We start from the raw sequence: 24,662 nt of genomic DNA, 5'->3' as shown, positions 1-24,662 counted from the left end.
AAATTAGTTTACAAGTATAACCGTAAAAAAGGCGGTTGATAAAGCGCCCTCGTTTGTGGCGCTTTACGTTTTTTAGCCGCCTGAGACCTTATTTACCCCCTTTCTGGAGCAAGCAATGGCAAATCGCTGGACAATCGCACAGGCGCAGGCCCTTTTCGACAAGCCTTTTCTGGAGCTGATGTTTGAAGCGCAGCAGATCCACCGTCAACATTTCGATCCGCGTCAGGTGCAGGTCAGCACGCTGCTGTCGATCAAAACCGGCGCCTGTCCGGAAGACTGCAAATATTGTCCGCAGAGCGCGCGTTATAAAACCGGGCTGGAATCCGAGCGCCTGATGGAGGTGGAAGAGGTGCTGGTGTCAGCGCGTAAAGCCAAAGCCGCAGGGTCAGACCGCTTCTGCATGGGCGCGGCGTGGAAAAACCCCCACGAGCGCGATATGCCTTATCTGGAGCAGATGGTCAAAGGCGTGAAGGCGATGGGGCTGGAAACCTGCATGACGCTCGGCACGCTCAGCGACGAGCAGGCCAGCCGCCTGGCGCACGCCGGACTGGATTACTACAACCACAACCTGGACACCTCGCCAGAGTTTTACGGCAGCATCATCACCACGCGCAGCTATCAGGAACGCCTTGATACCCTGGGCAAAGTGCGCGATGCCGGGATCAAAGTTTGCTCCGGCGGTATTGTCGGGCTGGGCGAAACCGTGAACGATCGCGCCGGTCTGCTGGTGCAGCTGGCAAACCTGCCGGTGCCGCCGGAAAGCGTGCCGATCAACATGCTGGTGAAGGTCAAAGGCACGCCGCTGGCGGACAACGACGATGTCGATCCTTTCGATTTTATCCGCACTATCGCTGTGGCGCGTATCATGATGCCGACCTCGCACGTACGCCTGTCTGCCGGTCGCGAGCAGATGAGCGAGCAAACGCAGGCGATGTGCTTTATGGCTGGTGCGAACTCGATTTTCTACGGCTGCAAGCTGCTGACCACGCCAAACCCGGAAGAGGACAAAGATTTAATCCTGTTCCGCAAGCTGGGCCTGAATCCGGAACATACCACTACCGCAGCCGGTGATAACGAGCAGCAGCAGGCGTTAGCCGGTCAGCTACTGACCGCCGACACCGAGCAGTTCTATAACGCGGCCCTGTAATGAGCTGGCAGCAACGTATCGGCCTGGCGCTCGACGAGCGGCGGGCCAGCCAGCAGTTTCGCCAGCGCCGCGTTCATCAGCAGAATGATGCCCGAACGCTTTGCGTTGATGGTCATCGCTACCTGAATTTCTCCGCCAACGACTATCTGGGGCTGAGTCAGGATCCGGCGATTATCAAAGCCTGGCAGCAGGGCGCTGAACGCTATGGCGTGGGGGCGGGCGGATCGGGCCATGTCACCGGTTACGGCTTGCCTCATCAGGAATTTGAGCAGCAGCTGGCCAGCTGGCTGGGCTATCCGCGCGCGCTGCTGTTTATCTCTGGTTTTGCGGCGAACCAGGCGGTTATCGCGGCGATGATGCAAAAAAATGACCGCATCCTGGCCGATCGGCTATCGCACGCTTCGCTGCTGGAGGCGGCCTCGCTGAGTCCGGCCACGCTGCGGCGCTTCGCCCACAATCAGCCGCAGGCGCTGGCAAAATTGTTAGAGAGTTCGCCCGAAGGCGAAACGCTGGTCGTTACCGAAGGTGTCTTTAGCATGGACGGCGACAGCGCGCCGCTGGCGGATCTACATCAGCTGGCCGCTGCGCACCAGAGCTGGCTAATGGTGGATGATGCGCACGGCGTTGGCGTGATCGGCGAACAGGGGCGCGGCAGCTGCTGGCAGCAAAAAGTCCGGCCAGAGCTGCTGGTGGTGACTTTTGGTAAAGCATTTGGGCTAAGCGGCGCGGCGGTACTCTGTAGCGAAGAAACGGCAGATTACTTGTTGCAGTTTGCTCGTCATCTGATTTACAGCACGGCGATGCCACCCGCGCAGGCTTTTGCCCTACAGGCGGCGCTGGAGGCGGTACAACAGGGCGATGAGCTGCGTGAGCAACTGCAACGCAATATCGCGCTGTTCCGTGCTGGCGTTGATAAGTCGCTCACCTTGCTGCCTTCCGCTACCGCCATCCAGCCTTTACTGGTGGGCGAGGAAGCACAGGCGCTGCGGCTGGCGGGCAGGCTGCGTGAGCGAGGCTGCTGGGTGACGGCTATTCGCCCGCCAACCGTGCCGAAAGGCACCGCGCGCCTGCGCATCACGCTAAGCGCGGCGCACGGCGAAGAAGATATTTACCGCTTACTGGAGGCGCTGCATGACGCAAACGGTCAATAAGGCGGCGGTCGCTCAGGCCTTTGGCAAAGCGGCGCAAAGCTACAACCAGCATGCTGAGCTACAGCGGCTGAGCGGGGAGAAGCTCTTCTCGTTTGCCCGCAGACCACAGCACTGCCGGGTGCTTGACGCGGGCTGTGGGCCAGGCTGGTTTAGCCAGCGCTGGCGCAGCGCGGGCCATCATGTGACGGCGCTGGATTTATCGGTGGAGATGCTGGAGCAGGCCAGGCTACACGACACCGCCGATAGCTATCAGCAAGGCGATATCGAAGCGCTGCCCTTTGCCGATGCCGGCTTTGACGTCTGCTGGAGCAACCTTGCCGTCCAGTGGTGCAGCGATTTACGCCTGGCGCTGCACGAAATGCGGCGCGTTACGCGTCCCGGTGGACAGGTACTGTTTTCAACGCTGGCGGCGGGGTCGCTTGGCGAGCTGAATCTGGCCTGGCAAACGCTGGATCTACCCGCGCCCGTCAATCGTTTTTTGAGCGTGGCGGAAACAAGCGCAGCAGCAGCCGAACTCGATCTGCGGCTGGAGCAGCACACGCTGACGCTGGCATTTCCTGACGTGTTGAGCGCCTTGCGATCGCTAAAAGGCATTGGCGCAACGCATTTACACCACGGGCGACGTGGCGGGCTGCTAAGCCGGGGACATTTACATCAGCTGGCGCAGAGCTGGCCGCGCGACGAGCGCGGTTTTCTGCTCAGCTATCATCTGCTGTATGGAGTTATCGATGGTGAGTAGTTGGTTTATTACCGGTACGGATACGGAAGTAGGAAAAACGGTTGCCAGCACCGCGCTGCTACAGGCGGCAAAAGCTGCCGGGCTGCGTAGCGTAGGCTATAAGCCTGTCGCTTCCGGCTGTGAAGTAACGGCGGACGGTATCCGCAACAGTGACGCGCTGGCTTTACAGCAAAACAGCGTGCTGGAACTGCCTTACGAGAGTATCAATCCGCTGGCCTTTCTGGAGCCGACCTCGCCGCATATTGTGAGCGCGGAAGAGGGCAGGCCGATAGAGCTTTCTCGTCTTTCCGCCGGTCTGGCGGCGCTGCAACAGCAGGCCGACTGGGTACTGACGGAAGGCGCGGGCGGCTGGTTTACGCCACTAAGCGAAGAACACACCTTTGCCGACTGGGTAATACAGGAACAGCTGCCGGTGGTGCTGGTGGTTGGCGTCAAGCTGGGCTGCATCAATCACGCCATGCTGACGGCGCAGGCCGTCCAGGCCAGCGGGCTGCGGCTGGCAGGCTGGATAGCTAACGTGGTACAGCCAGCGGGCAAGCGCCACGCCGAATATATGGCGACGCTACGGCAGCGCTTACCTGCGCCGCTGCTGGGTGAAATCCCTTACCTGACGAACAGCGCCGACTTCGACCAGCTGGGCCGCTATGTTCGCCTACCGGAGTAAGTTAACGGCCGTTCAGGCCGTTAGCCAGGTGTTCACCATGCTTTCATCCAGCTGCGCAACTTTGCCATGCGCCACGTTGCGCCCGCGGTGCAGCAGCAGAAAATAGTCGGCCACCTTACGGATAAACGAAATTCGCTGCTCCAGCAGCAGGATAGTCAGCCCGAAATCGTGATTCAGCCGGTGGATCAGATTGCCCATCTCCTCCTCCAGCCAGGGCGACATCCCTTCCGTTGGCTCATCCAGAATCAGCAGCTTCGGCTGCAGCACCAGCGCTCTGGCCAACGCCAGCTGCTGCTGCTGGTCCAGCGCCAGCTCGCCGCTGCGGCGGTGACGCAGCGAATACAACGCCGGAAACAGATCGTAAACCATCGGCGGAATAGCCGGATGGCCCTGCTGCCCCACGCCCGCCAGCAGCGCTATCTGCAAATTCTCCTCAACGCTAAGCTGAGAAAAAAGATGACGGCCCTGCGGCACATAGCCAATGCCTAGCGCGGCGCGTTTTTCGACCGGCTGCGCCAGCAAATTTTGCGGCGGCCTGTTCCCTTCCTGCCAGGTAATGGAGCCGCTATTGATTGGCAGATGGCCCATAATACAGTTCACCAGCGTGGTCTTACCCATGCCTGGCCGACCCAGTACGCCGGTGCAGGTGCCCGGCGGCAGCTCCAGATCGACATCCCACAAAATATGATTCTGTCCATAAAACTGGTTAATCGCATGTAAGCTCAGCATCTGACACTCTCCTTCGGACGGTTTTCGATCGCGCCTCCGTTTGGCAATGGATGGCGAACAGTCACGTTTTGGCAACGTCCGCAGTTTGCGCTTCACACGCTGACGTAGTGAAAGCGTGAGGCGGTCACAGAGTGTTGCAATTAGCAGGCCATAATTTAATAGAATCGGATATTTCGTAGAGAAGCGCAGTTTACCGCCGCAATTGGTCAGAAAAAGTTAACAATTGCCCCGGGGAACAGGTTGCTGCACTTTGTCAGTGCCGGTTGCTTAGCGATAATGGTGCAGACGCCTGTATAAAAGGCAATACCGGGCGCTACAAAGCAAAAAGAAAAAGCGTAAATAAGGCTGGTTTCGTTCAGGAAACTATGCGTGCCAGCCCGGCTAACGGGGGACAATGAATAAAAATAATAAAGAAAAAAATTATTTTGCGTACGCGCGCGCATGAACAGGGAATTTATACACAGCAGACGGGCAGGGCGCTGAATTCACTTATCCACCATTCCTGTGGATAACCATGTGTATGACTGACTGAAAACCTTTGTAAAGCGAGAGCGGACGCGGCCTGGGCTTGAGTTGTTGCTAAACTCAGCGCCATTAACAGCGTAATATTTTTCAATAAGTTAATGAAAATCAAGCGGCAGAAAGGGCCAGGCAGTTTCGCCGTCGTCATTTCAACCGCGCGTATTGACAAATGTTAAACTTTCATCCTGGCTGGGGATAACCTTGCCGCTTTCCTGCCGCTTAAGCATTTGCCGCTGCTCTGCATCCGCAAGATTTTACTTAACGTAGCCAGCATGCAGAATAACTGTGCTTATATCCAGTATTTTTCGCTGGCAAAATCGCCATAGCGGAGTAAAATTACAACCTTGTCCGCGCTTTTCACTACCAGGTAGCCATTCAATGAGCAAAGTCTTTAAACTTAATTCCGCCTTTAAACCTTCCGGCGATCAGCCTGAAGCCATTCGCCGCCTTGAAGAAGGGCTGCAGGATGGACTGGCGCACCAGACGCTGCTCGGCGTAACGGGGTCGGGCAAAACCTTTACCGTGGCGAACGTGATAGCCGATCTGAACCGTCCGACGATGGTGCTGGCACCCAACAAGACCTTAGCAGCGCAACTTTACGGAGAGATGAAGGAATTCTTTCCTGAAAACGCCGTCGAGTACTTCGTCTCCTACTACGACTATTATCAGCCGGAAGCCTACGTGCCCAGCTCGGACACCTTTATCGAGAAGGACGCCTCGGTTAACGAACATATCGAGCAGATGCGTCTTTCCGCGACCAAAGCGCTGCTGGAGCGCCGCGACGTCATCGTGGTGGCGTCGGTGTCGGCCATTTATGGTCTGGGCGATCCCGACTCGTACCTGAAAATGATGCTGCATCTGACGCGCGGTATGGTTATCGACCAGCGCGCCATTCTGCGCCGACTGGCCGAGCTACAGTACAGCCGTAACGATCAGGCGTTTCAGCGCGGCACCTTCCGCGTGCGTGGCGAAGTTATCGATATCTTTCCGGCGGAGTCGGACGACTACGCGCTGCGCGTTGAGCTGTTTGACGAAGAGGTCGAGCGCCTCTCTATTTTCGATCCGCTGACCGGCCAGATTAGCTCGGTCATTCCGCGCTACACCATCTATCCTAAAACGCACTACGTGACGCCGCGTGAGCGCATCCTGCAGGCGATGGAAGATATTAAGGTAGAGCTGGCCGATCGCCGTAAAACGCTGCTGGCCAACAATAAGCTGCTGGAAGAGCAGCGCATCTCCCAGCGCACGCAGTTTGACCTGGAGATGATGAACGAGCTGGGCTACTGCTCGGGCATCGAAAACTATTCACGCTACCTGTCGGGGCGCGGGCCGGGCGAAGCGCCGCCCACGCTGTTCGACTATCTGCCAGCCGACGGCCTGCTGGTGATTGATGAATCCCACGTTACCATCCCGCAGATTGGCGGCATGTATCGCGGCGACCGCGCGCGTAAAGAGACGCTGGTGGAGTATGGCTTCCGCCTGCCGTCGGCGCTGGATAACCGTCCGATGAAGTTTGAAGAGTTCGAGGCGCTGGCCCCGCAGACCATCTATGTTTCGGCGACGCCGGGCAACTACGAGCTGGAGAAGTCGGGTGGCGAAGTGGTGGATCAGGTGGTCAGGCCAACCGGGCTGCTGGATCCGCTTATCGAAGTGCGGCCGGTCGCCACGCAGGTAGACGATCTGCTGTCGGAAATTCGCAAGCGGGTGGCGATTGACGAGCGCGTGCTGGTCACGGTACTGACCAAGCGCATGGCCGAAGACTTAACCGAATACCTGACCGAGCACGGCGAGCGGGTACGCTATCTGCACTCGGATATCGACACGGTCGAACGCGTCGAAATCATTCGCGATTTGCGTCTGGGCAAGTTTGACGTGCTGGTCGGCATCAACCTGCTGCGAGAAGGGCTGGATATGCCAGAGGTGTCGCTGGTCGCTATTCTGGATGCCGATAAAGAAGGCTTCCTGCGTTCCGAGCGCTCGCTGATCCAGACCATTGGCCGCGCCGCGCGTAACGTTAACGGCAAGGCGATCTTGTATGGCGATAAGATCACCCCGTCAATGGAAAGGGCAATTGGCGAAACCGAGCGCCGCCGCGAGAAGCAGGAGATCTACAACCAGGAAAAAGGCATTGTGCCGCAGGCGCTGAACAAGAAAATCGCCGATATTCTGGAGCTGGGCCAGGGCCTCAGCAAGAACAAAAGCAGAGGGCGCAAGCCAGCCGGCCCGATTGTGGAAGAGGATGCGGCGGTGGTCGACCTGTCGCCAAAAGGCCTGCAAAAACGCATCCGCGAGCTGGAGGCGAAAATGCAGGAGCACGCGCAGAACCTGGAGTTCGAAGAGGCGGCCAACGTGCGCGACCAGCTGCACGAGATACGCGAACTGTTTATCGCCGCTTCTTAAGAGTGGCTGCTGGCCAGCGGCGCGTTAACCCAGCCGCTGAATGGCGTGCTCCAGCGCGCTGTGCAGCAGCTGGCGGTCGTGGCGATATTTGATATCCACCGCCTCCAGCGGCTCCTGCACAATCAGCCGGTCGCTAACGCCCGACGTATCGACCTGTGGGCCAACCACCACGGCATCAATCACCTTTCGGCCAATATACTTTTCCATGATCGCCAGCTTGTCCGCCAGGGTAAGCTGTGCCGCCGCCGGGCTTAGCTCCTTGCCCAGGTTACCGATAAACACCATCGGTGCTGGCGTGCGGCGCAGCGCCTGCGCCATATCGGGCAGCAGCAGCACCGGCATCAGGCTGGTATAAAAACTGCCGGGCCCGATTAAGATCAGATCGGCTTCGTGAATGGCCTCAATGGCTTCTCTGGTGGCGCTGACCGTGTCGGAAAGCATCAGCTCGCGCGGCGACTGTTGCAGCTTGTCGATAGCCGTTTCGCCGTAGACTTCGTTACCGTCGGCATCCAGCGCCATCAGATCCACCGGCTGCTCGGACATCGGGATCAAAAACGCATCCACCTTGAGCAGATTGCGGATCAGGTTGATCGCTTCGATCGGCCGGACGCTCAGGTGATCCAGCGCCTTTAGCATCAGGTTGCCCAGGTTGTGTCCGGCCAGCTCGCCCTGACCGCCAAAACGGTATTCAAACATGGCCGAAGCGATGCTGGGCTCGGTTATCAGCTGGTTCAGACAGTTGCGCATATCGCCCCAGGCAATGCCGCCTTCCGCACGGCGTATCCGGCCGGTTGAGCCGCCGTTGTCGGTGGTGGTGACAATGCCGGTCAGGCGGGAGCCAAGCGAGGAGAGCGCTGATAAAACGCGGCCCAGTCCGTGACCGCCGCCAAGAGCAACAACGCGATCAAGGTCGGCCAGAGTGCGGTTACGCATAAAATTCCTTCAATATGTAAGCCTGGCGGCAAGGCAGCCCGGCAATTTTGTCTTATTTTACGCCAGCGTAGCGCGTTATGCGGCAAAAAAAACGTTATATATCAAAATACATAGCGAAATTCCCTGCTGGCAACCGCGCTTCGTTAGCAGTAGAATTTTACGACCAAGATTTACCATACTGGTAAGTCACACTTAGCCCTGGTGCCTAAGTCTTCGGATACGGTGCCCCGGCCGCAACCTCGAGTTGCCAGGGTGCAGAAAGAAATGCCTGCATCTCCCGAAATCTGGAAAGGTGTTCTGGTGTCACAATTTACTGATAGCTTCGACCGCAGCTTTTATTATCTGCGCCTGTCGATCACCGACGTATGTAATTTCCGCTGTAACTATTGTTTGCCCGACGGCTATCGGCCGCAGGGCGGCAACAACAAAAGCTTCCTGTCGCTGGATGAAATCCGGCGCGTTACCCGTGCCTTTGCGGCGGCGGGAACGGAGAAGGTGCGCCTGACGGGCGGTGAGCCTTCGCTGCGACGCGACTTTACCGACATTATTGCCGCCGTGCGTGAAAACAGCGCGATTCGCCAGCTGGCCATGACCACCAACGGTTATCGCCTGGCGCGTGACGTGGCGCAATGGCGTGCGGCGGGCCTGACGGCGCTGAACGTCAGCATCGACAGCCTGGATGCGCGCCAGTTTCATGCTATCACCGGCCAGGATAAATTCCACCAGGTGATGGCGGGCATCGACGCGGCCTTTGAAGCGGGCTTCAGCAAGGTAAAAGTGAATACCGTGCTGATGCGCGACGTCAACCACCACAGCCTGCAAACTTTCCTCGACTGGATCCGCCATCGGCCAATCCAGCTACGCTTTATTGAGCTGATGGAAACCGGCGACGGCGGCGAGCTGTTCCGCAAGCACCATATCTCCGGCGAGGTTATTCGCGACCAGCTGCTGCAACAGGGCTGGGTGCGTCAGCTACGCGGCCGCAGCGACGGCCCGGCGCAGGTCTTCTGCCATCCGGACTACGCGGGTGAAATCGGCCTGATTATGCCATATGAGAAAAATTTCTGCGCCAGCTGTAATCGCCTGCGCGTGTCGGCCGTCGGCAAACTGCATCTCTGCCTGTTTGGCGATGGCGGCGTGTCGCTGCGCGATCTGCTGCAAAGTGACGACCAGCAGGATGAGCTGCAGGAACGTATTGCCGCCAGCCTGAAAACCAAAAAGCAGACGCATTTTCTGCATCAGGGCAATACCGGCATTACACAGAATCTCTCTTTTATCGGCGGCTAACGCATGGAGTCAACAATGGGAAAATCTACGGCGGAATTTGTGGCGCTGAACGTGGCGGTGCTGACCGTTTCCGACAGCCGGGACGCAGCAGAGGACAGTTCAGGCGACTATCTGCGCGAGGCGCTGAGCGAAGCGGGACATCAGGTGCTGGATCACGCGCTGGTTAAAGATAACCGCTATCGTATTCGCGCTATCGTTTCCAGCTGGATCGCCAGCGCGGACGTGCAGGTTGTTATCGTTAACGGCGGCACCGGCTTTAACAGTAATAACAGCACGCCAGAGGCGCTGCTGCCGCTGTTTGACCGGGAAATCGACGGGTTTGGCGAGCTGTTTCGCATGGTCTCTTACGAGGATATCGGCGGCTCTACTATCCAGTCGCGCGCCGTTGCCGGTATGGCCAACCAGACGGTGATTTTCGCCGTACCCGGCTCAACCCGCGCCTGTGAAAGCGCGTGGGAAAGAATTATCCGTGAACAGCTGGATGCCCGTACCCGTCCCTGTAATTTTGTTTCGCACCTGAAGAAGCCTTAAGCCATGTCGCAACTAACCCATATCAACGCCTCCGGTGAGGCACACATGGTGGACGTCTCCGCCAAAAACGACACCGTACGTGAAGCGCGTGCAGAAGCCTTTGTGGTGATGCATCCCGATACGCTGCAAATGATCCTCGACGGCAGTCACCATAAAGGCGATGTCTTTGCCACGGCGCGCATCGCCGGTATTCAAGCAGCCAAGCGCACCTGGGAGCTGATCCCGCTTTGTCATCCGCTGCTGTTAAGCAAAGTAGAGGTTACTTTGTCTGCCGATACGGCTAACAGCCGGGTGCGGATTGAATCGCTGTGCCGCCTGACCGGCAAAACCGGCGTCGAAATGGAGGCGCTGACGGCGGCTTCGGTGGCCGCGCTGACCATTTACGATATGTGCAAAGCGGTGCAGAAAGATATCAGCATTGAACAGTGTCGCCTGCTGAGCAAAAGCGGCGGCAAGTCCGGCGATTTCAAGGCGGTCAGCCATGATTAACGTGCTGTTTTTTGCCCAGGTGCGCGAGCTAATCGGTACCGACAGCCTCAGCGTCAACGAAGAGTACGCCACCGTGGAGGCGCTGCGGGCGGCGCTGGCCGGACGTGGCGATCGCTGGTCGCTGGCGCTCTCCTCCGACAAGCTGCTGGCGGCGGTTAACCAGACGCTGGTATCACCGCAGCATCCATTACGTGCCGGTGATGAGGTTGCTTTCTTCCCGCCGGTTACCGGAGGTTAAAATGGCAACGCGGATCAGAGTAGGGCAGGCGCCGTTTGATATGGCGGAAGAGTACCGCTGGCTGGCGGCCTGCGATGAGGATGGGGCCGTGGTTACCTTTACCGGCAAGGTGCGTAATCACAATCTGGGTGACAGCGTGGCTGCGCTGACGCTGGAGCACTATCCCGGGATGACCGAAAAGGCGCTGGAGGAGATCGTGGCGGAAGCGCGCACGCGCTGGCCGATGCAGCGCGTCACGGTGATCCACCGTATCGGCGAACTGTTTCCCGGTGATGAAATCGTGCTGGTAGGCGTCAGCGGCGCGCATCGCGGCGCGGCTTTTGCCGCCGCCGAATTTATTATGGATTATCTGAAAACCCGCGCGCCTTTCTGGAAAAGAGAAGCCACGCCGGAAGGCGATCGCTGGGTTGAATCCCGCGACAGTGATAAACAGGCCGCCTCACGCTGGGAGTAGCGTCACGCCGATGCCGCGCATCTGTCAGGCTCTGCGGCGTGCGGTATGCTCATCAAGCCGTTGACAAAATTCCGCAAAACCCAGGCCCTGGCTTAGCGATTTGTGCACAAGCTGCTGCTGGGTTTCAGGGACCAGGCCGTCTACCGGTGGGTCGGTATCCAGATTGGTAGGGAAGGAGTAGCCGCGCGCCGCTACGGCAATCAGCGCGTTCCGTTCCGCCTCTGTCAGGTTGCCGTACTTTATGACCGGATAGATCAGCTTGAGTATCTTCTCATGGTTAACCTCCTCCATCGGCACGCCGAAAGCGGAGGAAATTTGCAGCAGGTTAGCGGTACGCAGCTGGTCGTGAGTGGTGTTGTTGCCTGCGGCATGAAACAGCGCGGGATTGAAAAACAGACCGTCTCCTTTTTGCAGCGGCAGCTGTACGAAATGCTTATTAAAGTAGTCGACGAACTCCGGGCGGCGGCAGGCGAGATAGCCCAGCTCATACTGGTGCGACCAGGGCAGCAAACGAGTCGGGCCGGACGCCAGCGGCATATCGCTATGCGCCACGGCACCCTGAAGCGTCAGGTACTGCGTTAAAACCTGCACGGGAACGGGAAAGCCGGCGGCAAACTCACTCTGTTGAAAACCAAGATGATAGTCACGATGCGCCCGCTGCGCTTCGCCGCCCGGACGCACCTGGTTAACCTGCGAGACCATACGCCACGCCGGGCCCAGCCACGCCTGACAAATCAGCCCCAGAGTGGGATTGGCATAGTATTCACTGAACGTTTCAGGACTGGCTTCCGCCAGTTTTTGCAGGGCGTTCCAGATGCGGCCATTGTTCCCGGCACGTGAAAAATGGTCGGCCTGGACCTTCGACTTTGCCTCCTCCTGCATTATCGATTCGAATATTTGCGAAGCCCGATCGACCAGCTCGCTCTGGGGATAGAGGCCGCGCACCACCAGCACGCCGGGGCCGTCCGAAAACGCGTTATGCAGCTCGTTTAGCACCGCGCGCTGGTCGGTCATGGCGGCATCGTCCAGCACTTCGCGGTCATAGATCAGCACGTTGGCATGAATAGCCGTTGCCAGCGGATAAGCCTCTGGCTCGAGCTGCTGCTCGCAGAGCGCGATAAAATCGGTAACGGATGCCTGGTCTTCACTGGCGAAACAAAACTTTGTCATGTTGGCCTCGTTGTCTGGCTGGCGGGGCAGCGTCCTTGCTGCTTACCTGTCCTTAAACTGACAAGAGCTAAAGGGTTACCCAGCTGCGTTCACGCGATGAACGCAGGGCCGCATCCACCAGCTTCTGAATTTCCCAGGCTTCCTGAAAATCAGGCCCTTGTGCTTTGCCTTGCGTGATGGACTGAATAAATTCGAGCATTTCAATGGTTTTCAAATCGTTAAAGCCAATCTGGTGGCCCGGTGCCGGACAGAAGAGTCCGTAAGGCGCATGATCTGGCCCGGCAACGATTGTGGTAAAGCCGTTTCTGCTTTCCGTGTCCGTATTGCGGAAGAACTGCAGTTCGTTAAAGCGTTCCTGATTAAAAATCAGCGCGCCTTTGCTGCCGGTCACTTCGAAGCCCAGCTGCATTTTATGGCCGGATGCCACCCAGTTGGCCTCTATCTGCCCACTACAGCCGCGGGCAAATTTCACTGTCAGGCGGGCGATATCGTCTACCTCAACCGCTTTCATTGTTGCGGACCCGGCTTTTTCGGGCCGCGCTTTGACTACCGTATCAAGGTCGGCAAACATCGCGGAAATCGGCCCCAGCAGAAAGCGCGCCATGCCCAGGATATGGCTGCCCAGATCGGCCACCGCGCCCGCGCCGCCGCTGGGATCGAGTCGCCACGACCAGGGAAGCTCCGGGCTGGCCATAAAGTCTTCCGCGTGAATACCGCGAAAACCGGTAATCTCACCCAGTTCGCCGTTGGCGATCATCTGTTTCGCCAGCTTCAGCAACGGATTTTTAACGTAGTTAAAGCCTACCTGGGTAACGACGCCCGCTTCGGCGGCCGCGCGCGCCATGCGTTCCGCCGTCTCGCTATTCGGTGCGAGCGGTTTTTCGCAGTGTACGTGCTTGCCTGCCGCAATAGCCGCCAGCGATTGCTCGGCGTGAAAGCGGTTAGGGGAGGTAATGGAGATCACGTCGATTTCCGGATCTTCAATTAAATCCTGCCACTGGCTGGTCCAGCGCTGAAAGCCAAACTGCGCCGCCGCGCGTTCCGCCGCCGCGCCGTCGATATCCGCAACGCTGACCAGCACCGGCTGGACGTCGCCGGAAAAGGAGGCCGCTGCCCGCCATGCCATCGCATGCGATTTTCCCATAAAGCCGGTGCCAATTAAGCCAATTCCTATCTTACGCATTGGAGTTCCTCTCACTCTATAGTTACGGCAGCGTGGCTGTCGGCTGAACGCTGTGCGGCATCGGCCAGCTTCAGTGCCTGGCAGCCGTCGTGTACGGTAGTCGGCAGCGGGCTGCCGGTTTTAATGGCATCGATAAAGGCTTCCATTTCCAGCCGGTAAGCGTCGGCATAGCGCTCCATAAAGAAGTTCAGCAGCGGCCCGCGCGCCTCTGTTTCTTCGCCGCGATAGTGGCGAACGCTGGTTTCGCGCAGGTTGTCATTCAGCAGCATGCCGCCCGAGCCGAACACCTCCATGCGCTGGTCGTAGCCGTAAACGGCCTGGCGGCTACAGTTAATCTGGCACTGTTTACCGGAGGCGGTACGCATCTGCATCATGACGGTATCGTAATCGCCGAGCGCTTCCAGCGCCGGTTCCAGCAGGCGGCTACCGGTAGCAAAAATTTCCACCGGCTCTTCGCCTAACAGCCAGCGCGCCAGATCGAAGTCATGGATGACCATGTCGCGAAAAATTCCGCCCGACGTTTGCAGGTAGCCCATGGGAGCGAAGCCGGGATCGCGGCTGGTGATAATGACCTGGTGAAGGTCGCCAATATCGCCCTGCTGCACGCGTCGGTGGATCTCGCTAAAGCCCGGATCGAAGCGGCGATTGAAGCCCAGCATGACGCGTTTCGCCGCGTCGCCCAGCGCTTTTTCCGCCGCGCGGGCTTTCTCCAGATCCAGATCGACCGGTTTTTCACACAGTACGGCTTTACCCGCTCTTGATGCCGCCAGCATCAAATCGATATGGGTATGCGTTGGCGTGCCAATCACTACCGCATCAATATCCGGGTGGTTAATGGCTTCAAGCGGATCGCTCATGGCGATGCCGCCCCAGCTGGCCGTTAACGCCTGCGCATTGGTAAGGATCGGGTCGGCAACCGCCGCCAGCGTAGCGTCTTTGTGTCGCGCAACGTTGAGCGCATGAACCTGGCCGATGCGGCCGGCACCGAGAATGGCTATTTTGATCATCACAATCTCCGCTTAGAGGTAAGTTATTGTTATTGCGTATTAGGGTGTAGGACTCATCAGATCGTTTACCGCCAGCACCTGCTGATTCACCACCAGCCCGGTATCCAGCTGGCCCTGGAAGTAGTTGACGATATTGGTGGCCGCCGAGACCGACATGCGCATGGCGGCTTCCTGGGTCAGGCCGGCGGTATGGGGGCTGAGAATAAGCCGATCGGTCTGCGCCAGCAGGGGTGAATCCGCTCTGGCCGGTTCATCTTTCAGCACGTCCAGGCCAGCGCCAGCCAGATGACCGGACTGCAACGCCTGCGCCAGCGCTTCTTCATCCACGATGCCGCCGCGCGCGGTATTAATCAGAAAAGCACCGGGCTTCATCATGGCCAGCTCATCCTTACCGATTAACGGTTTTTCACCATTAAACGGCAGATGCACGGTGACCGCGTCGGCCGCGCGCAGGCCATCCTCAATCTCCGCTACGCGCTGCACGTGATGTGTGGAAAACATCTCGTCCGGTAAATAAGGATCGTAAGCGATGACTTCCATATTGAAGCTTTTTGCCAGCCGCGCGACTTCGCGTCCGATACGGCCAAAGCCGAGAATAAACAGCTTTCTGCCGGCAATTTCCATTGCCGAGAAGCTGTTACGGCGATTCCACTCGCCCTCGCGAATGCTGCGGTCGAAGTAGCAAATGCGTTTCGCCACCGCCAGCAGCAGCGACAGCGTATGCTCGGCCACCGACAGCGAATTGACGTCGCCGACCACGGTCAGCGGAATATTGCGAGAGGTTAAGGTGTCGACATCGACCGAGTCATAGCCCACGCCGTGTCGCGAAACGATCTGCAACTGTTGTGCGGTCGCAATCTCTTTTGCGGTTAACGGCTGGGTACGGATCAGCAGCGCATCGGCCTGCGCCATAAACGGCGCATAGCTCTCGACGCTGACTTCGTCGACCAGCTGAAGGGTGATGCCCGGTGCGTTTTGCAGTACCGCCAGCCCGGCTTCATGAATTTTTCCGGCAACCAGAACGTGTGGCATCTTAATATCCTCCCGTCTTCGTGGCGGACGCAAAGCTTGTTTCGCTACCCTGAAGCTCGCGGAACTGCTGCACGCTGGCGGCGGCGGCCGAGCGCAAAAGCTGTACGTCGTTCGATACCGTGACCAGATCAAATCCCCACTCTACGGCTTTAGCGGCATAGGCTGCCGTTCCGTTGTGCAGCCCTACCTTTTTTCCGGCGCGGTGGGCAACGGTAAGAATGTGTTTGATGGCGTCCACAATTTCCGGCTCTTCGCGATCGAAACCGGTGCGGTATTTGCGGCCCGTCAGGCCCAGGGTTAAATCCGCCGGGCCGATATAAACGCCATCCAGACCCGGCGTGGCGACTATCTCTTCCAGCCGGGCAAACGCCTCGGCCGTTTCGATCATCGCAAAACAGACCACCTGTTCATCCGCGTGCTGGCCATAGTCCTGCCCGGCGGAAAAGGTCACGCGCGTTGGGCCAAAGCTGCGGCTGCCGAGCGGGGGATAGCGCACGCAGGAAACCAGCGCCTGCGCCTGTTCTGCATTGTTAACCATCGGGCAGATAATGCCCCAGGCACCGGCATCCAGCGCTTTCATAATGATGCCGGGTTCCAGCCACGGCACGCGAACCATCGGCGCAACGCCGCTGGCGCGCATCGCCTGTAGCATGATTTTCGCCTCATCGTAGCCAACAAAACCGTGCTGCAGATCGATAGTCAGCGAGTCATAGCCCTGCGCCGCCATGATTTCCGCGCTGAAGGAACTGGCGATGCTCAGCCAGCCGTTCAGCACCGGCTGCTCGTCCTTCCAGCGCTGTTTAATGTTATTAAGTTTCATTCCTGCTCCTTAAAGAACAATTTGCGCCAGTTTGACGTTCATATAGTCGAGGATGCCTTCCGAGCCGCCTTCGCGACCCATTCCGCTGGCTTTGACACCGCCAAACGGGACTTCGGCAGCGGCCAGCGCATAGCTGTTGATACCGACCATGCCGGACTCAAAGCGCGATACCGTTTCCCGAATCAGCGCCGGATCGCGGGTAAAGGCGTAGGCCGACAGCGCGAAATCAGAATTATTCACGCGCTGCCACAAATCTTCGTGGTTGCTAAAGGAGGTAATAGCGGCGATAGGGCCAAAGTTCTCTTCGGCCAGCGCCTTCGCGTCATCCGCTACGTCGGCAAGCACGGTCGGCGCATAGAAATAGCCGTTACCGATCGACAGCCTTTCACCGCCGGTTACCACGCGGGCGCCTTTGTTGCGCGCATCGGCTACGATGGCCTCGATAGCTTCCAGACGGCGAGCGTTAATTAACGGCCCCATGGTGGTGGCTTCGTCCAGACCGTAACCGGTTTTAAGCTTGCGGGCGCGGCTGGCAAAGCCTTCAACAAAAGCGCTATACAGGCTTTCATGCACATAAAAGCGATCGCCGGTCACGCAAACCTGGCCGCAGTTCGCAAATTTTGTTGCTACTGAAAGGTCGAGTGCTTTTTCCAGGTCGGCATCCTGATAGACAATGACCGGCGCGTTGCCACCCAGCTCCATACTGAGACGCTTGATGGTATTAGCCGAGTCGCGGATCATCTGCTGGCCCAGCTGGGTTGAACCGGTCAGTGAGATTTTGCGTACAGTGGGCGAAGCCATCAGTGGCTCGTAGGTGGCCGCAGTTGGGCCAACCACCAGGTTTGCCACGCCAGCGGGCAGGCCTGCTTTACGTAAACACTCAAAGACCATCATTGCCGATCCCGGCACTTCGCTGGAGGGACGCAGCACCACGGTGCAGCCTGCTGCCAGCGCGGGAGCCAGCTTGCGCGCCACTAACACCACAGGGAAGTTCCAGGCGGTGAAGGCCGCCACTACGCCGACAGGCTCGTGAAACACCTCGCAGCGGCCGCCGGGAACGCGGCTCTCAACGATGCGGCCATAGATGCGGCGAGCTTCTTCCGCATACCAGATAAACTGATCGGTAGAGAGTTCCCATTCACGCTTCGCCTGCGCCAGCGGTTTGCCACTTTCCAGCGAGATAACGCGGGCTGCCTGCTGGGTTGCCGCAACCATTTCACGCGCGACCGCCTGTAAAAAATCCGCGCGCGTCCAGCTCTGCAACGCTTTCCACTGCGTAAACGCCTGTTCGGCGGCTTTCAGCGCATCGTGGGTATCGGATACCGACGCGGCCTGAATTTCTCCCAGGCTATTTCCATTGCCGGGATCGATAACGTTAATACGCTCCTGCCCGCTCCCTTTACACCATTTGCCATTTATAAACTGTCCAAAATCGTCATACATGGTTGTCGCTCCTCCGGCATCGGCTCCGGCTCAATGGGATGCGCGTTACCCCTTCGGGTAGTGCTCTGAACCTCTCTGCCAGAGCGGCGTCAAGAGGCTCTCACGCATCAATGATTGCAATATTAGGATCGAAGCAAAAATAATTGCAATAGCGGGCAGCGTTTGCAGTAAAAATTGCGAAATCAGACATAAAATAAGGAAATACAGGAGGTTATATGCGGTTAATTTTCAGCTTTGTAAATTATTAAGTTATAAAAATGTAAATTATTCGAGATTAATCACAAATTTTATTCATGGGTTTTCCCAGGCTGCACAAAATAGGTTAGAAATAATTGCATTCAGGGTTTACTTGCAATTTTTATTGCTTTAGCGTGCTGGCTAATCAGGGCACGTCACAGGAAATACCGATGGATAAAGCAAAGAAAATGAAAGCCGCGCCAAAGCCGCTGCCGCACGACAACTACGAACAGGTGGTGAATGAGATCACCCAGCGCTACCCGCAGTTGTCAAACCGCCATCAGCAGGCCGCGCGCTATATCACGCAGAACCCGAATATCGTGGCGCTGGAGTCTATTAACGCCGTAGCGGCAAAATGCGGGCTGCATCCTTCGGTGCTGGTGCGCTTTGCGCAGGTGTTTGGCTACAGCGGTTTTAAGCAGATGCAGAGCGTGTTTCAGACGCGCCTGGCTACCGCAGCACCGGGCTATAACGAGCGGATTACCGCGCTGGAAAGCGACCTGCGTAAAAACGATGAAAAGGGCAGCTTTGGTTTTCTGCAAAGCCTGGTGATCCGCGATATCGCCACCTTGCAGCAGCTGCTGGATAACGTGAGCGAGCAAAATCTGGATGAAACGGCGCATTTGCTGAAAGAGGCCGAGATCGTTTATATCGCCGGGCAGTTACGGTCTGAACCGATTGCGTCGTTATTGCGCTATCTGCTGACCATGCTGAACCGTCGCGTCGTGCTGCTTGATGCCGCTGGCGGGCTGGCCCCGCAGATGGCTAATAACATGCGCGAGAACGATGTGCTGATTGCCATCGCTTTCCGCCACTATGCCAAAGAGGTAGTCGCCATCGCCGATGAGGCAGGGGAACGCAACATTCCGGTGGTGGCTATCAGCGACAGCCAGCTATCGCCGCTGGCGAAAAGCGCCAGGGTGCTGTTTACCATTCCTGAAGAGGAATACAGCTTTTCGCGCTCGCTGGCCGCGCCGGTTTGCCTGGCGCAAAGTATTGCTATGGCGCTGGCTGCCGCGCTACAGCCCGACAGGGCGCAGCCGCATATTGAAACGATTACCGAACGCGAAAGCCGGGTGGAAAGCCAGCGCAAACGCAAGCGCGCTTAGCGTACGTTATCAGGGACTCTCGCACTTTTGGCGGGAGTTCTGTCGCCTGAGAATGCAACTAATATTGCTTTTATGAACTTTATGCAATTAACGTTTTTATAAAAACCGCGATGCCGCTTTGGCGCATCTCATCAGAGTGAGTAGAGATATGGCTACGATTCGTTGCACGACAGCTCAGGCGATAGTTCGCTACCTGAGCCATCAGTTTACCGAAGTTGACGGCAAGCGCGTGCCGCTGTTCCCCGGCGTTTACGGGATTTTTGGACACGGTAACGTGACCTGTCTGGGGGAAGCGCTGGAAGCCGTTCAGGATACGTTGCCGACCTGGCGTGGGCAAAATGAACAGTCGATGGGGTTTGCCGCCGTCGGGTTTGCCAAAGCGATGGCGCGGCGGCAAATCATGGTGGTGACCGCCTCGATTGGCCCGGGTACCACCAATCTCCTGACCGCCGCTGGCGTAGCGCACACCAGCCGCTTACCGCTGCTGATGATTTGCGGCGACACCTTTGCGCGTCGCCATCCCGACCCGGTTATGCAGCAGGTTGAACACTTCAGCGACCCGACGCAAACCGTGAACGATGCCTTTAAAGCGGTCAGCCGCTACTGGGATCGCATTACCTGGCCTGAGCAGATCCTCTCTTCGTTACCGCAAGCGGTCGCTACCATGCTCGATCCGGGCGATTGCGGCCCGGCGTTTATCGGCGTTTGTCAGGACGTGCAGGAGATGGCGTATGACTTCCCGGAAGAGTTTTTTGCGCCTCGTCTGCATCTGATGCCGCGTCCGCGCCCGGATCGTCAGCTACTGGCACGCGCGGTTGAATGCCTGAAGCGAGCGAAACGCCCGGTGATTATCTCTGGCGGCGGCGTACGTTACTCCCAGGCGGAAAGCGCGCTGGAAGCCTTTGCGGTAGCGCATGGCATTCCGGTAGTCGAAACCATCGCGGGTAAAGGTGCCTTCACCCATGACCATCCCATGCACATGGGGCCGGTCGGTATCTTAGGTTCAACCTCGGCCAACGAGCTGGCGGCAAAAGCCGACGTCATTCTGGCAGTCGGCACGCGCCTGATGGATTTCGTTACCGGCTCCTGGTCGCTGTTCGATCATAAGGCCCACTTTATTTCGTTGAACGCCGCGCGCTTCGATGCGCATAAGCATCTGTCGCTGCCGCTGGTATGCGATGCGCGTGAAGGGATCGGCGAGCTGGATGTGGCGCTTGGTGGCTGGAAGGCGGACGCGGCCTGGCTGGAAAAAGGTCGTCAGGCTTTTGTCGGCTGGAATACGTTGATTGCGGAAAAACAGGAGCGCGTGGTGAGCGACAGCGAACCGACCTATGCGCAGGTAGTGGGCGTGGTTAATGCGCAGGCCGCAGCCGAAGACTACATCATCAGCGCGGCGGGCGGCTTACCGGGCGAACTGGTGAAAGGCTGGCGGGTAAAAAATCCCGGCACCTTTGACTGTGAATTTGGTTTTTCCTGTATGGGCTATGAGCTTTCCGCAGGCTGGGGCGCAGCGATGGCCGGTCACGATCGGGATGTGTTTGTGATGATCGGCGACGGTACCTACATGATGATGAACTCCGACATCTACTCCAGCGTGCTTTCCGGCCACAAGTTCATTCTGCTGGTGTGCGACAACGGCGGTTTTGCCGTGATTAACCGGCTACAGAATGCCAAAGGCGGCGCATCCTTTAATAACCTGCTGAAGGACTGCCGGGTGAAAGAGCCTTTCCACGTTGATTTTGTCGCTAATGCGCAATCAATGGGCGCGCTGGCGCGGAAGGTCGAATCGCTGGACGCGCTGGAAGAGGCAATCCAGTGGGCAAAAACCACCGACCGTACCACGGTTATCGTCATCGATACGCATCCCCATAGCTGGACGCCGGGCGATGCGTGGTGGGATGTTGGCGTGCCAGAGGTCAGCGCACGCGAAAGTGTTAACCAGGCGCGTGAAGAGCACGTTGCCGGACGTCAAAAACAGCGGGTTGGATTCTAATCAGGAGGGAAATATGTCACTAAAAGCAAAAATGGGCATCGCGCCTATTGCCTGGTCAAACGACGATTTGCCCCAGCTTGGCGGCGATACGCCGCTGTCGACCTGCCTGTACGAGAGTCATCTGGCGGGTTTCCAGGGCGTAGAAACCGGCGGGAAATTTCCAAAAACCAGCGCAGAGCTGAAGCCGATGCTGCGTGAATTCCAGCTGGATCTGGTTTCCGGCTGGTACTCCGGCACGCTGCTCGACAATAGCGTGGCAGACGAAATCAAAAAAGTAACGCCGCAGCTGCAGCTGTTTCGCGACTGCGGGGCCGCCTGCCTGGTTTACGGTGAAACGGCAGGCACTATCCAGAATCAACAGCATATAGCGCTGGCCAACCGCCGTCGGCTCAGCGATGAGCAGATTAGCGAATACGGCAATAAGCTGTCTGAATTTGCCGCCTTTTGCCGCGAGTTCGGCGTTCCGCTGGCGTTTCATCACCATATGGGAACAGCCATTGAAGACGAGCACGATATCGACCGGCTGATGGCCGCCACGAATGAGGATGTCGGTTTACTGTTTGATGCCGGGCATCTCTTCTTCGCCGGGGTCAATCCGCTCAGCGTGTTGAAAAAACACGGTAAGCGCATTAATCACGTGCACACCAAAGACGTGCGTCCGGACGTGCTTGCCAGCCTCGACTGGCAGAAAGACTCATTTCTTGATGCGGTGCTGAAGGGCATTTACACCGTGCCGGGTGACGGCGGCATCGATTTTGACGCCATTGTTCGCGAGCTGGCGGTCATCGGTTATCAGGGCTGGTTTGTGGTTGAAGCGGAACAAGATCCGGCAAAAGCGCCGCCGCTGCAATATGCGCGTATCGGCTATAACACCCTGCGCAGAGCGCTCAGCGACGCAGGCTACACACTGATTCAAGGAGAATTCTGATGAAGTTAAACGATAAAGTCGCCATCGTCACCGGTGGTACGCAGGGACTGGGTGCCGCCATTGCCCGCCATTTTGTACAGCAGGGTGCCAAAGGCGTGGTGATTTGCGGACGCAATCAGGCCAAGGGTGAAAGCATTGCCAAACAGCTTAATGAGGAAGGCGAAGGGCGCGTGCATTTTGTCAAAGCGGATCTCTCTTCGGTAGAAGATTGCCGTCAGGTGGTTGCGCATACCGACGAGCTGTTCGGCAGGGTTGACGTGCTGGTGAACGCGGGAGCCATGACCGATCGCGGCAGCATCCTGGATACCTCGCCCGAGCTGTTTGACCAGATTTTTGCCACCAACGTGCGCGGCCCGTTCTTTCTGATGCAGGAAGCGCTCAAAGTGATGCGCCGTGAAAACATCGCGGGTAGCGTGGTCAATATTTGCTCGATGTCTGGCCTGGCAGGACAGCCTTTTATTGCCGCGTACTGCGCGTCGAAAGGGGCGTTGGCGACCTTAACGCGCAATGCTGCCTATGCTCTGCTGCGTAACCGCATCCGCGTCAACGCCCTGAATATTGGCTGGATGGCGTCCGAGGGTGAAGATCGCATTATGAAGCAGTATCACGGCGCACAGGATGGCTGGTTGCAAAAGGCGGCGGCCGAGCAGCCGTTTGGCCGACTGATTAACCCGGATGAAGTGGCGCGTGCCGTGGCGTTTTTAGCCAGCGAAGAGTCAGGCTTGATGACCGGCTCGGTGGTGAATTACGATCAGTCCGTCTGGGGGGGGTACGATCAGGCTCCGGCCCCGGCGTCACCGCTTTAACATTTTGCTATACGGCTGGCGCGCGCTGGCCGTATACGCCATTTTACGAACCTGCTGCGTATGATGGAGCAATCATGGATTTACAGCGCTTAACGGCTATACACACTTTCTATAGCCAGTTTCTTATGACAATTTATAACGTTTCTTCGCAAGAAACCGAACGTGACGAAGCGGCGATTAAAAGTGACATAAAAAAATGGCTGGTAAAACACAAGCGAAATAAAACTTTTGGTGTCGCATGCCGCCACGAAATTATTTTTTTCGAAAAAGAAACCGATAAAAACAGTATTAGCGACCTACGCTTTAAGATCTCTAATCTGGAGAAAAACTGTAGCTTAATCAGGATGGAGCTGGAGTCGTTAACGCCTGAGCTAAGCAATAAGAAAAGATAACTTTGCGCCGTAGTTTTTTAATTATTATAAGGATATGCCGTTATTGATTCTTTCACGGGTATTTGCCTGTTGCCCGGTATAAACCGCTGTTGGCTATAGTCCCCAACCCTACAGGAAATGATGATGAATATTCGAAATCTGCTGCTGCTTGCGTGCTCGCTTTTACTTAGCCTGAGCGTAAGTGCTAAAACGTTTACCGTCGGCGTAGCGCTGGCTAATTTTGATTTAAACTTTATCTCTATTTTGCGAACCCAAATGCAAACGGAGCTGAAAAATAACGATCTCACCGGCCAGTTTGTCGATGCCAAAGGCGACGTGGCGCTTCAGGTGCAACAGGTTGATGACTTTATCAATCAGGGCGTCGACGCCATTATCCTCAATCCGGTTGATACGCAGGGCGTATTGCCCATGATTGCCGCCGCCAAAAAAGCGGGAATTCCGCTGGTTTTTGTCAACCGTAAGCCAGAGACAAAGCTGCCTGTCGGCATGGCGTATGTCGGTTCTGACTCGGCGCTTGGCGGCCAGATGCAGATGGAGGCGCTGGCGAAACGCATGAACTACCGCGGTAACGTCGCCGTCATTATGGGCGCGCTATCAACGGAAGAAGCGCGTGAACGTACCCGCGCGGTTGAAGCCGTTATCGCCAAATACAAAGATATGAAGGTGATTGAGAAGCAGACGGCTAAATGGCAGCGCAACGAAGCCGTGGACGTGGTTTCCAGCTGGCTGCTGAACCAGCGTCCCATTGACGCTATTGCGGCCAACAACGATGAGATGGCTATCGGCGCGATCATGGCGCTAAGCCAGGCAAAAAAAGAGAAGATCCTGGTGGCGGGCATCGACGGTACGCCCGACGGGCTGCAATTTATTAAAAACGGCAAGATGGCGCTAACCATTTTCCAGGATGCCAGAGCTCAGGCGACCGGCGCAGTGCAGGTTACTAAAGCGCTGCTGGACAAAAAACAGGTTAAAGAACTTAACTGGGTACCTTATCAGGTGATTACGCAGGATAACTATGCGCAGTTTGCTGCCAAAAACTGATCCCGTATCCACGCGTTAGCGGCACCGGGCCAGATGATAATAAGCTGGCCCGGTGCCGTCTGTATCAGGCCTGTTCAGTGGTTAAACTATGCGCGTTGCGTCACAAAAAGTTTCCTCTGCACCCTTTTTAACCAAAGGGCGACGATATAATCGTTTGAATTTAATAGATATTAATAATTATATACCGATTTCTTTTAAAATTTCTGCACCTGGGTGC

Annotated in this window: 24 protein-coding genes and 1 riboswitch; of the genes, 16 read left to right on the top strand and 8 right to left on the bottom strand. The window is 57.2% G+C overall.

What is annotated here, in order from left to right:
• Positions 1-115 precede the first annotated feature (115 nt).
• Genes bioB through bioD form a run of 4 tightly spaced genes read left to right on the top strand, consistent with a single transcriptional unit; the run spans position 116 to position 3,701 of the window.
• On the top strand, positions 116-1,147 hold the full coding sequence (bioB, locus tag ACMGGR_RS14625; RefSeq protein WP_246760389.1) for a biotin synthase BioB: 1,032 nt from the start codon (positions 116-118) through the stop codon (positions 1,145-1,147).
• Positions 1,147-2,298 (top strand): 8-amino-7-oxononanoate synthase, encoded by a 1,152-nt coding sequence (gene bioF / locus ACMGGR_RS14620; RefSeq protein ID WP_414147205.1) that lies wholly within the window; start codon positions 1,147-1,149, stop codon positions 2,296-2,298. The genes bioB and bioF overlap by 1 nt, the downstream gene beginning before the upstream one ends.
• Positions 2,279-3,037: a malonyl-ACP O-methyltransferase BioC gene (gene bioC, locus ACMGGR_RS14615; RefSeq protein WP_246760391.1), complete on the top strand. Its 759-nt coding sequence runs from the start codon at positions 2,279-2,281 to the stop codon at positions 3,035-3,037. Before bioF ends, bioC begins: the two co-directional genes overlap by 20 nt.
• A complete protein-coding gene (bioD, locus tag ACMGGR_RS14610; protein WP_246760392.1) occupies positions 3,027-3,701 on the top strand; it encodes a dethiobiotin synthase in 675 nt (224 codons plus the stop codon). The genes bioC and bioD overlap by 11 nt, the downstream gene beginning before the upstream one ends.
• A gap of 12 nt (positions 3,702-3,713) precedes the next feature.
• Here bioD and ACMGGR_RS14605 read toward each other — a convergent pair whose 3' ends face one another.
• Positions 3,714-4,430 carry an ABC transporter ATP-binding protein gene (locus ACMGGR_RS14605; protein ID WP_246760393.1) on the bottom strand — a complete coding sequence of 239 codons (717 nt, stop codon included), beginning with the start codon at positions 4,428-4,430 and terminating at the stop codon, positions 3,714-3,716.
• A 900-nt stretch (positions 4,431-5,330) separates the two neighbouring features.
• On the opposite strand from ACMGGR_RS14605, the gene uvrB reads away from it, so the two are divergent.
• On the top strand, positions 5,331-7,352 hold the full coding sequence (uvrB, locus tag ACMGGR_RS14600; RefSeq protein ID WP_246760394.1) for an excinuclease ABC subunit UvrB: 2,022 nt from the start codon (positions 5,331-5,333) through the stop codon (positions 7,350-7,352).
• Between the two features lie 24 nt (positions 7,353-7,376).
• Here the strand turns inward: uvrB and ACMGGR_RS14595 are convergent, their stop codons facing one another.
• Positions 7,377-8,285 (bottom strand): gluconeogenesis factor YvcK family protein, encoded by a 909-nt coding sequence (locus tag ACMGGR_RS14595; RefSeq protein ID WP_246760395.1) that lies wholly within the window; start codon positions 8,283-8,285, stop codon positions 7,377-7,379.
• A gap of 177 nt (positions 8,286-8,462) precedes the next feature.
• A riboswitch (molybdenum cofactor riboswitch) is annotated at positions 8,463-8,596 on the top strand.
• Between ACMGGR_RS14595 and moaA the strand changes: the two genes are divergently transcribed.
• From moaA to moaE, 5 genes are all read left to right on the top strand, one after another.
• On the top strand, positions 8,583-9,572 hold the full coding sequence (gene moaA, locus ACMGGR_RS14590; protein WP_414148972.1) for a GTP 3',8-cyclase MoaA: 990 nt from the start codon (positions 8,583-8,585) through the stop codon (positions 9,570-9,572). (Overlaps the previous riboswitch by 14 nt.)
• Before the next feature lie 15 nt (positions 9,573-9,587).
• Positions 9,588-10,103 carry a molybdenum cofactor biosynthesis protein B gene (gene moaB / locus ACMGGR_RS14585; protein WP_246760396.1) on the top strand — a complete coding sequence of 172 codons (516 nt, stop codon included), beginning with the start codon at positions 9,588-9,590 and terminating at the stop codon, positions 10,101-10,103.
• 3 nt (positions 10,104-10,106) lie between these two features.
• The gene (moaC, locus tag ACMGGR_RS14580) at positions 10,107-10,592 is read left to right on the top strand and encodes a cyclic pyranopterin monophosphate synthase MoaC (RefSeq protein WP_414147204.1); all 486 of its coding nucleotides are present in this window, start codon (positions 10,107-10,109) and stop codon (positions 10,590-10,592) included.
• Positions 10,585-10,830, top strand: a complete 246-nt coding sequence (gene moaD, locus ACMGGR_RS14575; protein ID WP_414147203.1) for a molybdopterin synthase sulfur carrier subunit — start codon at positions 10,585-10,587, stop codon at positions 10,828-10,830. The genes moaC and moaD overlap by 8 nt, the downstream gene beginning before the upstream one ends.
• Before the next feature lies 1 nt (position 10,831).
• Complete coding sequence (moaE, locus tag ACMGGR_RS14570) at positions 10,832-11,284, top strand: molybdopterin synthase catalytic subunit MoaE (RefSeq protein ID WP_246760399.1); 453 nt, start codon at positions 10,832-10,834, stop codon at positions 11,282-11,284.
• Between the two features lie 24 nt (positions 11,285-11,308).
• Here the strand turns inward: moaE and ACMGGR_RS14565 are convergent, their stop codons facing one another.
• The 6 genes from ACMGGR_RS14565 to ACMGGR_RS14540 form a co-directional block, all read right to left on the bottom strand.
• Complete coding sequence (locus ACMGGR_RS14565) at positions 11,309-12,454, bottom strand: phytanoyl-CoA dioxygenase family protein (protein WP_414147202.1); 1,146 nt, start codon at positions 12,452-12,454, stop codon at positions 11,309-11,311.
• Between the two features lie 67 nt (positions 12,455-12,521).
• Entirely contained in the window at positions 12,522-13,637 is a 1,116-nt protein-coding gene (locus tag ACMGGR_RS14560) for a Gfo/Idh/MocA family protein (protein WP_414147201.1), read from the bottom strand.
• A gap of 11 nt (positions 13,638-13,648) precedes the next feature.
• Positions 13,649-14,644, bottom strand: coding sequence for an inositol 2-dehydrogenase (iolG, locus tag ACMGGR_RS14555; protein ID WP_414147200.1), 996 nt, complete (start codon positions 14,642-14,644; stop codon positions 13,649-13,651).
• 39 nt (positions 14,645-14,683) lie between these two features.
• Positions 14,684-15,676, bottom strand: a complete 993-nt coding sequence (locus ACMGGR_RS14550; protein ID WP_246760403.1) for a hydroxyacid dehydrogenase — start codon at positions 15,674-15,676, stop codon at positions 14,684-14,686.
• Position 15,677: 1 nt separating this feature from the next.
• Entirely contained in the window at positions 15,678-16,496 is an 819-nt protein-coding gene (locus ACMGGR_RS14545) for an HpcH/HpaI aldolase family protein (protein WP_246760404.1), read from the bottom strand.
• A 9-nt stretch (positions 16,497-16,505) separates the two neighbouring features.
• Complete coding sequence (locus ACMGGR_RS14540; RefSeq protein WP_414147199.1) at positions 16,506-17,939, bottom strand: NAD-dependent succinate-semialdehyde dehydrogenase; 1,434 nt, start codon at positions 17,937-17,939, stop codon at positions 16,506-16,508.
• 407 nt (positions 17,940-18,346) lie between these two features.
• On the opposite strand from ACMGGR_RS14540, the gene ACMGGR_RS14535 reads away from it, so the two are divergent.
• The 6 genes from ACMGGR_RS14535 to ACMGGR_RS14510 all read left to right on the top strand — a co-directional run bounded on the left by ACMGGR_RS14535 (position 18,347) and on the right by ACMGGR_RS14510 (position 24,445).
• Complete coding sequence (locus ACMGGR_RS14535) at positions 18,347-19,285, top strand: MurR/RpiR family transcriptional regulator (RefSeq protein WP_414147198.1); 939 nt, start codon at positions 18,347-18,349, stop codon at positions 19,283-19,285.
• Positions 19,286-19,433: 148 nt separating this feature from the next.
• Positions 19,434-21,278: a 3D-(3,5/4)-trihydroxycyclohexane-1,2-dione acylhydrolase (decyclizing) gene (iolD, locus tag ACMGGR_RS14530; protein WP_246760407.1), complete on the top strand. Its 1,845-nt coding sequence runs from the start codon at positions 19,434-19,436 to the stop codon at positions 21,276-21,278.
• Positions 21,279-21,291: 13 nt separating this feature from the next.
• Positions 21,292-22,206, top strand: coding sequence for a myo-inosose-2 dehydratase (gene iolE / locus ACMGGR_RS14525; protein WP_414147197.1), 915 nt, complete (start codon positions 21,292-21,294; stop codon positions 22,204-22,206).
• Positions 22,206-23,012, top strand: a complete 807-nt coding sequence (locus ACMGGR_RS14520) for an SDR family oxidoreductase (RefSeq protein WP_246760409.1) — start codon at positions 22,206-22,208, stop codon at positions 23,010-23,012. Before iolE ends, ACMGGR_RS14520 begins: the two co-directional genes overlap by 1 nt.
• Positions 23,013-23,086: 74 nt before the next feature.
• Positions 23,087-23,404, top strand: a complete 318-nt coding sequence (locus ACMGGR_RS14515; protein WP_246760410.1) for a hypothetical protein — start codon at positions 23,087-23,089, stop codon at positions 23,402-23,404.
• Between the two features lie 123 nt (positions 23,405-23,527).
• The gene (locus tag ACMGGR_RS14510) at positions 23,528-24,445 is read left to right on the top strand and encodes a substrate-binding domain-containing protein (protein ID WP_246760411.1); all 918 of its coding nucleotides are present in this window, start codon (positions 23,528-23,530) and stop codon (positions 24,443-24,445) included.
• Positions 24,446-24,662 lie beyond the last annotated feature (217 nt).

The organism is Erwinia sp. BNK-24-b (genome assembly GCF_047456155.1).
Taxonomy (GTDB): domain Bacteria; phylum Pseudomonadota; class Gammaproteobacteria; order Enterobacterales; family Enterobacteriaceae; genus Erwinia; species Erwinia phyllosphaerae.
The sequence above is the reverse complement of the archived record's forward strand: the minus strand, read 5'-3'. Positions and strand labels throughout refer to the sequence as shown.